The following is a 14,821-nucleotide window of genomic DNA, read 5'->3' as shown; positions in this document are numbered from 1 at the left end:
AGCGAGCAGCCTGTGGATATATTGTAATTAAGGGTACAAAAGTGCCCCAAAATGCCCTGAACCCGCAGAATCTGATTAATTAGGGTACAGTGACAGTTGTCGCAGCGATGCAGTCTGGGGCGAGCTGCCGTTGCGTTGCCGCGCGGTTCGGGGTCGCGCCGTCGAGCGTGGTGAAATGGATGCAACGCGCGGCGCAGACCGGGTCGGTGAGCCCCGCGCGGATGGGCGACTATCGCCGCCCCATTCTTGAACCGCACCGGGATTGGCTTCTGGATCAGGTGCAGTCCCGTCCGCACATCACGCTGGGGATGCTGCAAGAGATGTTGGCCGGGCGCGGGATCGCGGTGAGCCACGACACCGTCTGGCGGTTTCTGCGCGGCTGTGGGTTCAGTTTCAAAAAAAGACAATGGTCGCCGATGAGCGTGAGCGCCCCGATGTGAAGCGTCGTCGCGACAGGTGGCAGCGCCATCAGGGGCGCATTGATCCGACGCGGCTGGTCTTCATTGATGAAACCTGGGTGAAGACGAACATGGCCCCGCTGCGGGGCTGGGCACCCAAAGGCGAACGCTTGCCCGGCGCGGCGCCCTTCGGGCATTGGAAGACCTCTACCTTCATCGCCGCCCTGCGCCATGACCGCATCGATGCGCCCTGGGTGTTCGACGGTCCCGTGAATGGCAACATCTTCCGAACCTATGTCGAACGGGTTCTGGTCCCACCCTCAGACCCGGCGATGTTATGGTGATGGGCAACCTCGGCAGCCACAAGAGCCAAGCGGTGCGGCAGGCAATCCGCTCGGCCGGTGCCCACCTTCTGTTCTTGCCGCCCTACAGCCCGGATCTGAATCCGATCGAACAGGCGTTCGCAAAGCTCAAACACTGGATGCGCACCGCAGCACCCCGATCGCGGGACACGCTCTGGCGCTCCGTCGGAACGATCCTCAACCGCTTCACCCCCGACGAGTGTGCCAACTACCTTAAGAACGCAGGCTATGCTTCCGTCTAAACCTGAAACGCTCTAGGGCGCGTCTGGTTACAGGCCCGGATCGGGACAGGTCTGCGCCCATCCTGTCGGATCGACGGTGAAGGCGCGGCCCCCGCCGCCGGGATAGCGTCCCGCCACGAGCGCTACGCGATCCGGCACCGTCCCGCTGAAATCCGCATCCACCTCATAAACGCCGTATTCCATGCTCAAGGGCGCAGCGCGGTGATACACCGTCAATACGAAAGGTGCGCGCCCATCGGCGCGGGCGATCATCACCTTTTCCTGCCCCATGGACGCGCCCGGATATTGCGGGCAACCGAGGGAGTCGAACGCAACCCCACGCATGCGCAGCGCCTCGATCAGATCGTAATGACCTTCCGCGCCTTGCTTCATCCAGCGAAACGCGAGCTTGCCGTTGGCGGGCAGCGTTACGTTCAGATCACCCAGCATACCTTCCGTTGCGGATGACCATTGCACGGCAGAAAGACCCGCGCGCAGATCGGTCGCCGCCGCGCCGTCCGTCTCGGGCGCAAGCGCGAGCAGGGCGTCGGCCATCTGCGCGGCATTGCCTGCCCAGCGCCATTTAACGCCGCAGTCATAGCCGCCTTCGGCCTTGCAGCGGGCAAGAAAACCCGCTTCATCTTCGATGGGCGCGGGATCAGCCGCCGCTGCGTTGCACCCGGCGATCAAGAGGCCGAGTGCGGCCACGATCATGCTTTGCTTCATCATATGTTTGCCCGTCTATCTGGCAACGCTGGCCGCCGCAGGTACGGCGGCCAGCTTCCCCCGCTCAATCTCAATCGCCTTGCCAAGATCGGCAGTCAAGGCGTGCGCGCAATCTTCCGTGAGACCGCCCGAAAGCAGGATGGATTGGCTTTCCCCATCGGCGCGGATTGTGACCGCATAGCCGCGCGCGGCTTGCCGTCGCCCCATGTGGCGTCCGGCCATGGCAGCGGTGGAAACGCCGTTACGCCCCGGCATGAGCGAGTCGCGGTCAACGACCAGTCCGCCGAGCGTCACGCGCAAATCGGTGACGACGTTGAGCGGCATGCCGATGTCGCCGCTCTGCAAGCCGTGCCGCGCGACCGAGACCTTGACGGGTTTGCGGTCGCGCGCGCCGGGCAGCACGAAGGTGCAGCCAACGCCGATGCAGACGAGCGCTACGACATATAGACCCACGAAGGCTCCGGTGGAGCGCGTGCCCACCAACAACGCATTCAGCAGGAGGAACACGGCGAACGCGAACAGCGGCAGCGCAGGCACACGCGCCGCGCGGGCGGGTTCCACGTCGAACAGAATGCCGCCTGTTGCGGGATCGTCGCGGCGCGTGAAGCTGGCGACCTTCGGATTGTTCCACGTGCGTAGCACTTGCATGCCGTGCCACTTCCACAAAGGCAGCGCCACCACCGCGCCAACCAGCGCCAGCCGCACCAGTGTACCGATGTTGATGCTTGGCCTCGAGACAAAGAACAGCGCCGCGCCCAGCGTATTGAACAAGATGAAGGCCACACCGACCCACAGTAATACGCGCAACCAAGCGGGGCGCTGATGAGCAGGGTTTGCGTGCTGCCGCGCGGCGGTGTTCGAGTCCAAGGCGCTCTCCGCTTACAAATACAAGACAACTTGACCGGGGGGCGCTGTGACGTGCGCTCCGACTGTCGCAAGGCGGTCCCGCTCGCTCTACGATAAGCTTGTGTGTGGCGGGTTTCGTCCCCTTTTCAGGGGAGAAATGCATGTTCCGTCTGTAACCCCGCTACGCAGCGGGCGATTAGCGCCACGGCTTGCCCCTGCCGGTGCGTGCCGGTTTTGGCGAGAATGCGTTTGAGGTGGGAGCGCACGGTCGCGCCGCCGATTCCGCGCCGCTCGGCGACGGCATCGAGCGACAGACCGCTTGCAAGATCGGCCGCTATCACAGCTTCCATGCGGGTGAATCCGAAGAGATCGCGCAAGCAGGAAATCGCAAGCACGGGCGCTTCCGGATCGCGCACAATGACCAGCGCCAAAGGCCGGGCATCGGCTGCGTTACCGGACAAAAAGAAACCGGACGGTGGCAGGGGTGCGATGATCATCGTGAGCGGCAGACGCTCCGTGCGCGGGATCGTCAAAGCCGCCCCGAGAGGGGCCGCGCGACCTAGCGCGGTCCGGATACAGGATCGCACTTGCCGTGCCATGCGCTGATCCAGCCCTGCATCTGCCAGTCTCAATCGCCCGCGCCCGCCTGAAATATGGATTCCCGCATGCAGCAGCGCGTCCGCGCGCGCATTCGCCGTGACGATGTTGCAGCGCGCATCCACGGCGAAGACCGCCGCATCAATGCGCGAAAGGGCTTCATCGGCCAGCGCCCTTTGCGCCGCCGCCTTCGAGAATTGCCGGCCCAGCCAGAAGGCGCGTTGCAGATGAGGCAATAAGATCGACACTTTGTGCCGATCTGCATCGGTATACGCGCCCGCGCGTTCCGGGCGGTGAATGCCGAGCACGCCAAGTGCGCCGTCGCCGCCGAGAAATACCCCGCCGACCATGTGGAATATATCAAGGGCGCGCAGCCATTCTTGATAAAAGCCGCTTTGTTGCTGTTCCGCCGGCGTCACAAGATCATGGTCGGTGACGATGCGCGACACGCCGAAACGAGACGAGCGTTCCACCCACAAATCCTGCCGGTGCCAGTGCATTGCCCAGGATTGCTTATCATCGGCAATGCGCAAATTATCGGTGTGCTCAAGCAACCGGATATCGTCATCCGCCCCGTGCCATTTCAGCACGGCGCTCGTGGAGTTCAGCGTCTCCGAAATATCGGCGGCGATCCCCGTCCAAAGCACATCATCCACAATCGCCTCATAGAAGCGCCCGATCAGGCCGGAAACCCGTGCATCGATAACAGTCTTCGACAATATTCCATCCGCCGTGTCAGTCGTCTTCCGAAGTAAAGACGAAAACGACGCCAAAATCCATGCCGCAGACTGCAAGAGGCGTACCGAAAGCCTTGTGCCGCCTCAGCTTCAAGGTTGAGCCAGAAGTCGTTTTCGCGCAAGTATATCAACTATACCCGTTACTTCCGGCGCACACGATCCGCCGTGCCTTCGCATGCCGTTAAAAGGTCTTTGGCACATCTCTATGAATTCGGCTATATCGCGTCAATCGACATTCAGAATGTGAAGCAACAGCTCTCGGCCCTGGGCTGCGTCATAATCGACGAGTTGGGCTACATCCCGTTCCCCAAGTCCGGCGGCGCATTGGGTCGTCAGGAAAACAGTCTACCAAACCGGTTTCTTAATCCTCCTCCATCCATCTGATTAGCAAGCTCTGTGAGAAGACCAGCGTCATCATCACCACCGATCTGGAGTTCGGCGAGTGGGTCTCAGTCTTCGGCGATGCCAAGATGACAACCGCGCTTTAGGATCGCGTAACCCATCATTGCACCATTATCGAAACCGGCAACACGTCATACCGGTTCGCACAAAACAAGCTACGCCGGGGACTCCGCGCGCGGCCTCTTACAGCAATCGTTGGGACACTGCCAAAGCGCCCAGACGGACTCGCTACATGAGGACGGTGCGCCTGGGGGGTTTGCACCGCATAGGTGGGTCAAAATTAAACACGGGGTCAGTTTTGAACGCTCATTGACACGTGACGCTTGTACGAAGCGTGGTTTCGGGTCATTGACATGCATCATTGATCTGCCTCACGAGACTTGCTTTCTTCGCGTTTAGGTGGGAAAATATTAGGGACAGCGGGAGACTCTGAGCCTTCCAAATGGCACCCGCCATCCTTACCGCCCGCGGGCACGGATGCCACGAGCTGTGCGCCGTCTGATGACCACGCATCCGCCATTTCTTTCCTTTGCTTATGTTGGCGATTCCGTTGGCCAGACCTTACGCACGTGATGTTGAGACCGCTCTTCCTCCGACCAGAAAATCGTAGCGGAAAATGCCCGATTAATAAGGTCCACATTCTGGGGATCAGATCAACCTCGGGGTCGAATTCGCCGCAAAGGCGAAATGTGTTCTATCGGCAACGGTCACTTATCAGTTCGGTTACGGCATCAAATGTGAGGATATTTCCGTTCGTTCGCGCGGCGAGATGCGCCCCTTCAAGCAGCGCAAGCGTCGCGTACGCCTCAGCCAGCGGGTCCTGCACACACTCGATCGTATGATCGTCTGCCCCGCGCAGATAAACGGTCTTGAGCCAGCTGACCATCATGGCCCTTATGTCACCGATCCTTTCGGTCACTTGCTTGGACAGGCTTTCGCGGCTGGTGGAAAGGGCAACACACAGGCAGACTTCTTTGCCGTCCGCCAGGGCCGAGCGGTAAAACGCGATCACTGCCCGAAGGCGCGCGCCGCCGGTTGCGTGGACGGCATCGATGGCGTTGCATTCAGCGCGAAGCTTGGCCTGGTATCGTTCAACGAGAGCCTTGGCCAGATCGTCCTTGGTGGGAAAATGGTAATGAACCGAAGCCTTTCGAATACCGATGGCCCCGGCGAGGTCGGCATAGCTGAACCCGTCGACTCCCCGCGACCGGGCCGCGTGCTCGGCGATATCCATCAGGGCGGTTTTGGTGTCACTGACCATCGGGCTCAACTCTCTACTGCGTTGAGATGCAGATGCGCAAGCTCTGCCGCTTCCAGTGCTCCTTCCAGAAAGCCGCCAAATTGCGGGGCGACCTCGGTGCCGGCAAGGATCAGGTCTCCTCCCCAAAGCCGCGCAAGGGATCGGGGCAGGCCATAACTCGGATGCGCAAAAAGCGGTTGATGGTCCCGCCCGGTGGCGGTGAAGGGGTCAAAGGCCCAGTCCTTGAGGTGAAGTTGCCTTGGTTCGGCCGCGGAAGGCCCAAACAGGCGGCCGAGTTGCGCCTGCACCTGCTGACGCAGCAATTGCGCATCGGTTGGTACACTGATTAAGCCGAACAGGGCATAGGGCCCACCCTCGGCAGGGCTGGCGTCGTGGAGTTCCACCATAGGACCTACCCGGCTCATCGCGTCGCCCGACAGGCCCGCCTCGCGCCAGAAGGGGCGATCATAGACCGCAACGACCTTGGCCTGGCCGGCCATCCAGGTGGCAATACCCTTCATCGTGACCAGCGCGTCGTCGGGCAGGCCTGGCGAAAACGACAGCTGTGCTTCTATGCGCGGTGGCAAGGCCAGCACCACGTTGCGTGCGCGAATCTCGGTGCCGCCTTGCGCGCTTGCGACGATGAGTCCGTCGGTTCGCGCGAGGGCCTGAATCGGGGTCGCCATGCGAATCCGCGCGCTCGGGATCTCTCGCGCGAGCGCGTTGGTCAACGCGGCCAGACCGCCGCGCAGCCGAAACGAGCCTTGCATCGCGGCACGACCGTGCCCGCGCAAGACCTGACCCTGCTCATCCTGATAGATTATATCTCCATGCGCGAGTTGGTCGAACCGGGACAGTCCCAGCCGGTTGACCAGCGCTGCGATTCGCGGTTGTCCGGGCCAGAACCAAGTCGGGCCAAGATCGAAATACGCGGTATTCAACCGTTCGGTCAGAATGCGCCCGCCCAACCGATCCCTGGCCTCCACCAGCAGGAAATCCCGGCCATCGGCCGTGAGGCGCGCGGCAACGCCCAGGCCTGACAGCCCGCCGCCGATGATGAGGGTTTCGGTCTGCATGTGTCAGACCGTCTTCGGATAACGGATCATTGGCCCGCCACCGTGGCATGGCGCAGGTGTCCGGTCTTGATCCAGAGCGACGCGCCTGTGGTGCCCGCCGTCGCAGCGAGTTCGTCGCCGTCGGGCAGGCGCAGCCAAGCATTTTTTTCCAGAACTTCGCCCCCTCCTGTGACGCTGCCGTCGATGACCAGCATCTCTGTCCCGCCGGGTGCCTTGTATGTCAGCGTCGCGCCGGCATCGAGCCTGTGGAAGGTCACCACCTCGCGGTCATCCGCATGGAGAGTCGCCGTGGCCACACCATCGACCATCGCGCCAAGCTCTGCCGCCATATCCTTGCGGAACTGGGTCCGGTCCGAGAGATCGAATTGCCACAGTTTGACGAAAATGATGCAGCCTTCGTCGGAGCGCGGCGTGTGAGATGTGGTCGGCGGGTTGCGCACATAGGTGCCTGCGGGATAGTCGCCATGTTCATCCTGAAACACGCCCTCCAGGACGATAAATTCTTCGCCGCCGGTATGGGTATGCGCCGAGAAATTGCTGCCCGGCGCATAGCGCACGATCGTCGTGGCGCGTGCCACCTCGTCACCGATCCGGTCGAGCATACGCCGATCCACGCCCTTCATCGGCGAGGGCTGCCAGTCGATCCGGTCCGAATGCACGATGACGCGCCGGGAAAAATCCGCGTTGAGCTCCATCCTGTCGTCTCCTTTTGCTTGTGATGACCCGGTCGAACGAGATGCTCCGAGGCCTTGCATAATGGACTACCTTCTAGTAGATAGGCGTTGGTGGCGCAATACACGAAATCATAAACCCGCGCCTGGCGTTTCGCTCAAGGTCGGTCCCTAATGCGAGCATATATCTGGAATACCATAAACTGGCTTGCCAGATAAACTTTGAGACTTACATACTTCATCAACGGTCAAAAAATCAGCCAAAGGTCCCATATGCTCGTTACTCATTGTGATACCAGGATCACGGGCCTCGGCAGGCCCAGGCACATCCCGCGTAACGGGAGGCAGCGGGACGGCGCGCTCTTGTGCGGTGCGCGGGATGATCCCTATGCCCTCTTGATATCCGATCGGGCTGTGTCGCAATGAGCGGTTCGACCCGGATCGCCGAAGGGGATATGCTGTGTCTCGACACTCAGCTTTGCTTTCCGCTTTATGCAGCGACCAACCTGCTGGGGCGCGCCTATCGCCCGCTTCTCGAGCCGCTTGGGCTGACTTATTCCCAGTATTTGGTGATGCTGGTACTGTGGCAGTCTGAGCAGGTTTATGTCGGCGATCTTGCTCGGCGGCTTTACCTGGATAGTGGCACCATAACCCCCTTACTCCAACGCATGGAGAAACTCGGCCTGCTGAACCGCACCCGCGACACGCGGGACGAGCGGCGCGTTGTCGTGCGACTGACGTCCGATGGTGCGGCCCTGCATGGGCGCGCGGCGCAAGTGCCGGCGACTCTTGCGGATAATATTCTGGAACACTTTGGCATCGACGCAGCGCGAACGCTGCGCGACGAGACATTGCGCCTTGTCAGCATCCTGTCTGACAGCCTTGACGGATCTGCAACGGGCGGGTCCGGAACTGGGTCAAGTTTCCCTTCAACCCCATGAGAAAAGAGGTAATCATGAGCGATACGACACTCTACGGCTTTGATGGATCGACCTATGTGCGGACGGTGCGCTGCGTCTTGACGCGCAAGGGCGTTGCCTATGACCAGGTGCCGGTCAATGTCTTGACGGGCGAGCCGCGCGAGCCCGAGCATCTGGCGCGCCATCCCTTCGGAAAGGTGCCGGTGCTGGACATCGACGGAATGCGCCTGCGCGAGACGGACGCGATCGTGCGTTACCTTGATGCGCGCAATCCCGAACCGGCGATGTTCCCCGCTGATGCTAGGGCGCGCGCCAAGGCCGACGAGAACGTCGCGCTCATCAACAGTTACGGCTATGGCGCGATCATCGGCTTTGTTGCCTATCACCTGTTCCCCGATCTTGTCGGCGGCAAGGATGATGAGGCCCGGAAAGCCAACCTCGGCTCTGCCCGGACCCTGGCGAAGCTGGTGATCGAGAACAAGGGCGATGCCGCCTTCATCGCCGGCGCGGAACCCGGCTATGGCGATTACCTGTTGGGGCCGCTTGTGAGCTATGCGACGATGACAGAGGATGGTCCGGCGCTGTTGTCAGTGGACGGTATGCAGGCATGGTGGGACCGGCTGAGTGCGGATGAGACCTTTCAGGCGACCGCACCGGATCTGGGCTGACGGAAAAGGAGACCAGAGCGATGATCAAACTGACAGTGAATGGCACCCCGCGCGAGATCGCGGCGGATGCGGGCACGCCGCTTTTGTGGGCGCTGCGCGACGAGCTGGGTCTGACCGGCACCAAGTTTGGCTGCGGGGTCGCGTCCTGCGGGGCCTGCACGGTGCTTCTGGACGGTGCACCGGTGCGCTCGTGCCAGACCTTCGTGGGCGATATTGACGGGACCGAGGTGACGACGATCGAGGGCGCGCAGGACAGCGCTGCGCAAGCGATCCGCGCGGCCTGGGGCGAGCTTGAGGTGCCGCAATGCGGTTATTGCCAGTCGGGGCAGATCATCTCGGCGGCCTCGTTGCTGCGCGACACGCCGAAACCGACCGATGACGATATCGACGCGGCGATGGAGGGTAACCTGTGCCGCTGTGCCACCTATGCGCGGATCCGCAAGGCGATCCACCGCGCATCCGAAATCATGGAGGGCTGAGATGCTGGACCGAGTGTTTGCTAACCTTGCCGCGTCCGCGCCCCTGTCGCGCCGGGCCTTTCTGAAACTCTCTGCCGGGGCCACGGGCGGCCTGATGCTGGGCGCTGCATTGCAGCCCGAACTGGCCCACGCGCAGGGCGCGGACGGCGTGCTTGCCACGCCCTTCGTTCATATCCGCCCCGACAACACCGTGGTCGTGATCGTCAAGCACCTTGACATGGGGCAAGGGTCGGCGACCGGCCTTGCCACGCTGGTGGCCGAGGAACTGGACGCCGATGCCGCACAGGTGACAACGGAATTCGCGCCCGCCAATGCCGCGCTTTATGCCAACACGCTTCTGGGCGTGCAGGGCACCGGCGGGTCCACCGCGATGGCCAATTCGTGGCAGCAATACCGCGAGGCCGGGGCCACGGCGCGCGCCATGCTGATCGCCGCCGCAGCCAACACCTGGGGCGTCGATCCCGCCGATGTCAGCATCGCAGGCGGCAAGATCCGCGCCGGGGAGCACAGCGCCAGCCTTGGCGAGATGACCGGGGCCGCCGCCGCGCAGGCCGTGCCCGAAAGCGTGACGCTCAAGACGCCGGATCAATGGGTCCATATCGGCAAATCCTTCCCGCGCGTCGATGTGGCCCGCAAGACCGAAGGCTCTGTCGGCATGTTCGGCATGGATATGCGGCTGGAGAACATGGCCTACGCCATCAGCCTGCGCTGCCCGCGTTTCGGTGGCACGCTGGCCGGTCTGGATGACGCCAGGGCCCGCGAGATGCCCGGCGTGATCGACATCATCCGCCTGCCCGACCGTGCCACCGTGATCGCCGGGTCGACCTGGCAGGCGATTCAGGCGCGCGATGCGCTGTCGGCGGAGTGGGATTTCTCCAATGCCGAGAACCGCAGCACAGACACCGTGCGCAAGGAATTTACCACGCTTCTGGACCAAAAGGGCATCGAGCATTACAGCGCCGAGGCCCCGGGCTCCGAAGCCGCGCAGGTGATCGAGGCGGATTACTTCTTTCCCTATCTCGCCCATGCCCCGATGGAGCCGATCGACGTGACCGTGCTGTTTGACGGCAAGACGGCGAGTTTCTGGACCGGCTCGCAGCTTCAGACGCTGGATCATACCATCGGCGCGCAGGTGCTGGGGATCGAGCCGGCCTCGGTCGAGGTCAACACCCTGTGGGCCGGCGGATCCTTCGGGCGGCGCGCGATCTATGACAGTCACTATGTCGCCGAAGCCGCGATGGTGGCGAAGGCCTGGCTCGAGGCGCACGGGCAGGCGCGCCCGATCAAGCTGGTCTGGACGCGCGAGGACGATGTGCGCGGCGGCTATTATCGCCCGATGCACATGCACCGGGTGCGCGCCGGTCTGGATGCGGAGGGCAAGATCGCCTTCTGGCAGCAGCGGCTTATCGGGCAGAGCATCGTCATGGGCACCGCGTTCGAGCAATACATGGTGCATGACGGCGTCGATGCCTCCTCGGTCGAGGGGCTGGGTGAAAGCTCTCCCTACGCCATTCCCGGCTGGACGGTGGATGTACATCATCCTCGCGTTGGCGTACCGGTGCTGTGGTGGCGCTCGGTCGGGCATACCCACACCGCCTATGTGGTCGAGACGATGATGGACGAACTGGCCGAGGCTGCAGGTGCAGATCCGGTCGAATTCCGCCTGCGTCACCTGACAGATGCGCGCGCGCGCGGGGTGCTGGAACTGGCAGTCGAAAAGGCTGGTGTGGTGCCCGACGGGCTGACGCGCGGCATCGCGGTCCACAAGAGCTTTGGCTCCTATGTGGCCGAGGTGGCGGATGTGCGGATTCGCGAGGATGGCACCGTCAAGGTCGAACGCGTGACCTGCGGCGTAGATTGCGGCGTGCCGATCAACCCCTCCAACATCGAGGCGCAGGTTCAGGGCGCTCTTGGTTATGGCCTGTCGGCGATCCTGCGCGAAGAGATCACCATGACCGATGGCGAGGTGGATCAGTCTAACTTCCCTGACTACAGGCCACTGCGCATCACCGACATGCCGCAGGTCGATGTGCATATCGTCCGCTCCACCGAGGCCCCCACCGGGATTGGCGAGCCCGGCACGCCGTCGATCGGTCCTGCGGTCGCGAATGCCGTGCGCCGGGCCACCGGCACGGCCGTGCGCGAGCTGCCGTTCTCGCGTCACGGGCTGGCCTGACCAGGGTCTGATCGGCGGCCCGTCCCGGCAAGAGCGCGCGCCACCGCCCGATGGCGCGCGCAATATCAGGAGCAAAAACCCGCTTTGTGGCGGCTGCTTCAGGCCCCTTCCCCCTGTCATGCGCCCGGGGAAGGGGCGCGCCACATGAACCAGGTCGGGATCAGCGCAAGCAGAAATATACCGCATACGACAAGGAAACTGTCGTGGAAGGCCGCGTTCGAGGACTGGATCACCACGATCTGCCTCAGGAACGATGTCGCGGCGGGCATGATCTGAGTGTCCGCCAGCCCCGAGCTGTGCATCAGGCCGGCGACCTCGCGCAAGAGTTCGATCGTAGTGGAGTTGTCGCTGGTCTGGGTCGCGGCAAGGGCATCTGCGTGCATGATCGTGCGCCGCTCGATGAACACGGTCAGAAGGTTCACCCCGAAGGCACCGCCAAGCTGACGGGCAAAGTTCGAAGCGCCCGAACCCTGGCCGATAAGGTGCGGCGGCAGAACCTTGAGCGCACCCGACGAAATGGCGGGAAACACCAGGCCTAGCCCCACGCGTGAAAGGACGGTCCACAGCGCCAGCGTCCAGAAGGCCGTATGGACATTTGCTTCTGCCATCAGCCACGAGGCCCAGGCAAAGACCAACATTCCGCTGCCGATCAGGACCGGCGGGGGCACCTTGTCGGACAATCGCCCCGCGATCGGAAAGACCACCAGCATGGCAAAGCCCGAGGGCATCAGGAGAAGGCCCGCCTGGGTGGGCGTCATACCCTGGATCTGCTGCACGAAGACCGGGAGCAGGTAGGTCGAGCCGAACAGCCCCGCCCCCATGATGAAGGCAACGACCCACGCCGAGGAAAAGGCGAAATTCGCGAAAAGCCGCATGTCGAGCATGGGCTTGTCAGTATACATCTCCCAGGTGACAAAGGCGATGGACGCCGCAACGGAGATCGTGAACCCCGACAGGATGATGTTCGTATCCCATCCAAGCCGCTGCGCGTTCGAGAGTGTGCTGAGCAGGACAGCAAGAAAGATCGACAGGATCGCCACCCCGACAAAGTCGAAGGCCGGGATCGGACCGCTTTCTTCACGGGTGGGCAGGAACACGTTTGCCAGAACGATGGCGATGCCGGCGAAGGGCAGGCCCAGGTAAAAGACAAAGCGCCAGTCAAAGGCATCCATCAGCACGCCGCCGATCCAGGGGCCGAGTGCCGGGGCGAGCACGACGCCGACGCCATAGATCCCCATGGCGGCACCGCGCTTGTCGGGCGGAAACACCTTGAACAGCATGATCATGGCCAGCGGCTGGACGACACCCGCCGCTGCCCCCTGCACCACGCGCGCCAGTGTCAGCACGGTTTCGTTCGGTGCGAGGCCGCCCAGGACAGAACCGGCAAGGAATACGCCCATCGCGGTGATCATGGTCAGCCGCATCCCGAAGGCGCGGTTGGCCCAATCGGCCAGCAGCATCGTGGCGGTCATGGCTGCCAGAAAGCCGGTCGAGATCCATTGCGCCTGCACCGCGCTGATGCCGAAGGCGCCCATGACCGCCGGGATGGCGACGTTCACGATCGTCGTGGACAACACGACCGAGATGGTGGCGACCATGATGCTGCCCGTCGCCAACCACTTGTAGGCGGGGCCGTATTGTTCGAAATACCGGTCAATCTGTGACATCGACATAAACCTCGACCATCATGCCGGGTCTGAGCATGGTGCCGTCGGTGTCGATCTCCACCCGGATCGGCAGGCGTTGGGTCACCTTGGTGAAATTGCCCGAAGGGTTGGGGCTGGGCAGAAGCGCAAGCTCGCTGGTCGCGGCCCCGCCCATTCCCATCACCTTGCCTTCAAAGGTCCGGCCGGGAAAGGCGTCGACGGTTATGCTTGCCCGCGACCCGACATGAATCCTGCCGAACTCGGTCTCCTTGACATTGGCGTCGATCCAGACATCATCGGGCGCGTGATACATCGCTATGCGTGTCCCCGGTGTCACATATTCACCAACATCGACAAAGGTCGCGTCAACGATGCCGTCGAACCGCGCAGTTACCTGGCGATGCGAGAGGTCGATCTCCTTCATTCTGCGGTCGGCCTCGGTGCCGGATCGTTCGGCGAGAAGGGATGCAATCTGGGACTCCAGCACATTCAACTGCTCTGCATCGGCCTCGACGATAGCCAGACTGGCCCGTGCGCTTTCGATCGCCGCGAAAGCCGCGCGCTCCTGTTGGGCAGCGGTGTCCAGCGCCGCCCGGGCCTCGTCGAGGGCTTGCTGCGACGTGATATTCTGCTCGGCAAGCTTGATCGCCCTTTCGTGACGGGTCCGGGCGTTCGTCAGCACGGCAAGCGATGCCTCATGGTTTGCCTCTGCGGCGGCGATACCCGCCAGTGCCGCGTCCCGCCGCGCCGAAAGCTGCTTGTCGAGCAACACCTTGCGCGCCTGAAGCTCGGAAAGCTGCGCGTCGGTTGCGGCAAGTTTCGAAAGGACGGCATCAAGCTGCGTCTGCGAGGATTCGCGGTTAATTGCGGCGATCAGATCGTCTTTCTTGACAAAGTCCCCCAGCAGCACCGGAATCGCCGTGACCCTTCCGGCAACCTCGCTTGATACGGTGACGACCCTGGCCGCGATCCTGGCATCATTGATGTGCACCGTCGTGAATCGTGCGATCGCCCAAGGTGCGGCCAGCCAGACGGCAACGGCGATCACGGCGCCGATCACGGCCAGTCTGGCCCATCTTATGCGGCTGCGCCTGGGCGGGGAATGCCGCAACGGTTCGTTCACCGAAGCCTCGTCTGAAATGGCCGCGCCCGTCTTTATTTCATCCATTCTGACCATCGCTCAAGACCTCCAATCTGGCCGTGATGCGGCTCAGGACTTGAGTTGCAATACGCAAGTCCTGATGGGAAATTCCTTCAAGAATTGCTGCTCGGCTGGCCGCCGAAATCTCTTTCATCCTGATGATGAGAGGACACGCAGCCTTTGTCAGGTGCAGCGTCTTGGCTCGCCTGTCTTCAGCGGAGGGCCGACGTTGGATCAGCCCCGCCTTCTCAAGTCCGTCCAGCAGGCGGACCAGCGTCGCCGCCTCGATCCCCAGGGTGCGCGCCAGTTCGACCTGCGTCACCTCTTCATTCCGCGACAGCTCCAACAATACGCTCCATCTTGCCTGGGACAGGTCGAGTTCTCGAAACTGGAGGTCAAGATACCTCCTCCATATGCGCGACGACGACGCTAGGGAGAGTGCGAAAAGCTCCTGGATCTCGGTCTTGTCAGGGTCGACCTGCATCGTTCTTTTCTTTCATCAGCTTGCAAATAGT

General features: G+C 62.5%; 13 protein-coding genes and 2 pseudogenes. 6 read left to right on the top strand and 9 right to left on the bottom strand.

Annotated elements, in window-relative coordinates; translation table 11 throughout:
* The first annotated feature begins 107 nt into the window (after positions 1-107).
* A pseudogene (locus ACSSV8_RS17475) lies at positions 108-1,002 on the top strand (IS630 family transposase).
* Between the two features lie 27 nt (positions 1,003-1,029).
* Here ACSSV8_RS17475 and ACSSV8_RS17470 read toward each other — a convergent pair.
* From ACSSV8_RS17470 to ACSSV8_RS17460, 3 genes are all read right to left on the bottom strand, one after another.
* Positions 1,030-1,710 (bottom strand): hypothetical protein, encoded by a 681-nt coding sequence (locus tag ACSSV8_RS17470; RefSeq protein WP_009820048.1) that lies wholly within the window; start codon positions 1,708-1,710, stop codon positions 1,030-1,032.
* Between the two features lie 12 nt (positions 1,711-1,722).
* Positions 1,723-2,574, bottom strand: a complete 852-nt coding sequence (locus tag ACSSV8_RS17465) for a hypothetical protein (RefSeq protein ID WP_197060304.1) — start codon at positions 2,572-2,574, stop codon at positions 1,723-1,725.
* 125 nt (positions 2,575-2,699) lie between these two features.
* The gene (locus ACSSV8_RS17460) at positions 2,700-3,869 is read right to left on the bottom strand and encodes a helix-turn-helix transcriptional regulator (protein ID WP_009820046.1); all 1,170 of its coding nucleotides are present in this window, start codon (positions 3,867-3,869) and stop codon (positions 2,700-2,702) included.
* A gap of 291 nt (positions 3,870-4,160) precedes the next feature.
* On the opposite strand from ACSSV8_RS17460, the pseudogene ACSSV8_RS17455 reads away from it, so the two are divergent.
* A pseudogene (locus tag ACSSV8_RS17455) lies at positions 4,161-4,525 on the top strand (ATP-binding protein); the annotation flags it as partial.
* Between the two features lie 458 nt (positions 4,526-4,983).
* On the opposite strand, the gene ACSSV8_RS17450 reads toward ACSSV8_RS17455, so the two are convergent.
* Genes ACSSV8_RS17450 through ACSSV8_RS17440 form a run of 3 tightly spaced genes read right to left on the bottom strand, consistent with a single transcriptional unit; the run spans position 4,984 to position 7,300 of the window.
* A complete protein-coding gene (locus tag ACSSV8_RS17450) occupies positions 4,984-5,550 on the bottom strand; it encodes a TetR/AcrR family transcriptional regulator (protein WP_009820045.1) in 567 nt (188 codons plus the stop codon).
* Positions 5,551-5,555: 5 nt separating this feature from the next.
* Positions 5,556-6,605: a flavin monoamine oxidase family protein gene (locus ACSSV8_RS17445; protein ID WP_009820044.1), complete on the bottom strand. Its 1,050-nt coding sequence runs from the start codon at positions 6,603-6,605 to the stop codon at positions 5,556-5,558.
* Between the two features lie 26 nt (positions 6,606-6,631).
* Positions 6,632-7,300, bottom strand: a complete 669-nt coding sequence (locus ACSSV8_RS17440) for a cupin domain-containing protein (protein ID WP_009820043.1) — start codon at positions 7,298-7,300, stop codon at positions 6,632-6,634.
* Positions 7,301-7,698: 398 nt separating this feature from the next.
* On the opposite strand from ACSSV8_RS17440, the gene ACSSV8_RS17435 reads away from it, so the two are divergent.
* From ACSSV8_RS17435 to ACSSV8_RS17420, 4 genes are read left to right on the top strand one after another with little or no spacing between them, the layout of a single operon-like run.
* A complete protein-coding gene (locus ACSSV8_RS17435; protein ID WP_009820042.1) occupies positions 7,699-8,217 on the top strand; it encodes a MarR family winged helix-turn-helix transcriptional regulator in 519 nt (172 codons plus the stop codon).
* Positions 8,218-8,231: 14 nt separating this feature from the next.
* The gene (locus ACSSV8_RS17430; protein ID WP_454283296.1) at positions 8,232-8,864 is read left to right on the top strand and encodes a glutathione S-transferase family protein; all 633 of its coding nucleotides are present in this window, start codon (positions 8,232-8,234) and stop codon (positions 8,862-8,864) included.
* Positions 8,865-8,884: 20 nt separating this feature from the next.
* Complete coding sequence (locus ACSSV8_RS17425; protein WP_454283295.1) at positions 8,885-9,343, top strand: (2Fe-2S)-binding protein; 459 nt, start codon at positions 8,885-8,887, stop codon at positions 9,341-9,343.
* 1 nt (position 9,344) lies between these two features.
* Positions 9,345-11,519: a molybdopterin cofactor-binding domain-containing protein gene (locus ACSSV8_RS17420; RefSeq protein ID WP_454283294.1), complete on the top strand. Its 2,175-nt coding sequence runs from the start codon at positions 9,345-9,347 to the stop codon at positions 11,517-11,519.
* A gap of 116 nt (positions 11,520-11,635) precedes the next feature.
* On the opposite strand, the gene ACSSV8_RS17415 is transcribed toward ACSSV8_RS17420, so the two are convergent.
* The 3 genes from ACSSV8_RS17415 to ACSSV8_RS17405 are packed head-to-tail and all read right to left on the bottom strand — an operon-like array spanning position 11,636 to position 14,790.
* A complete protein-coding gene (locus tag ACSSV8_RS17415) occupies positions 11,636-13,186 on the bottom strand; it encodes a DHA2 family efflux MFS transporter permease subunit (RefSeq protein WP_454283293.1) in 1,551 nt (516 codons plus the stop codon).
* Positions 13,173-14,333, bottom strand: a complete 1,161-nt coding sequence (locus ACSSV8_RS17410) for an HlyD family secretion protein (protein ID WP_454283292.1) — start codon at positions 14,331-14,333, stop codon at positions 13,173-13,175. The genes ACSSV8_RS17415 and ACSSV8_RS17410 overlap by 14 nt, the downstream gene beginning before the upstream one ends.
* The gene (locus ACSSV8_RS17405; RefSeq protein WP_009820036.1) at positions 14,326-14,790 is read right to left on the bottom strand and encodes a MarR family transcriptional regulator; all 465 of its coding nucleotides are present in this window, start codon (positions 14,788-14,790) and stop codon (positions 14,326-14,328) included. The genes ACSSV8_RS17410 and ACSSV8_RS17405 overlap by 8 nt, the downstream gene beginning before the upstream one ends.
* Positions 14,791-14,821: the final 31 nt, after the last annotated feature.

It is taken from the genome of Roseovarius sp. MBR-79, assembly GCF_053628555.1.
Note: the sequence above shows the minus strand (reverse complement) of the source record. Positions and strands in the feature narration are given on the sequence as shown.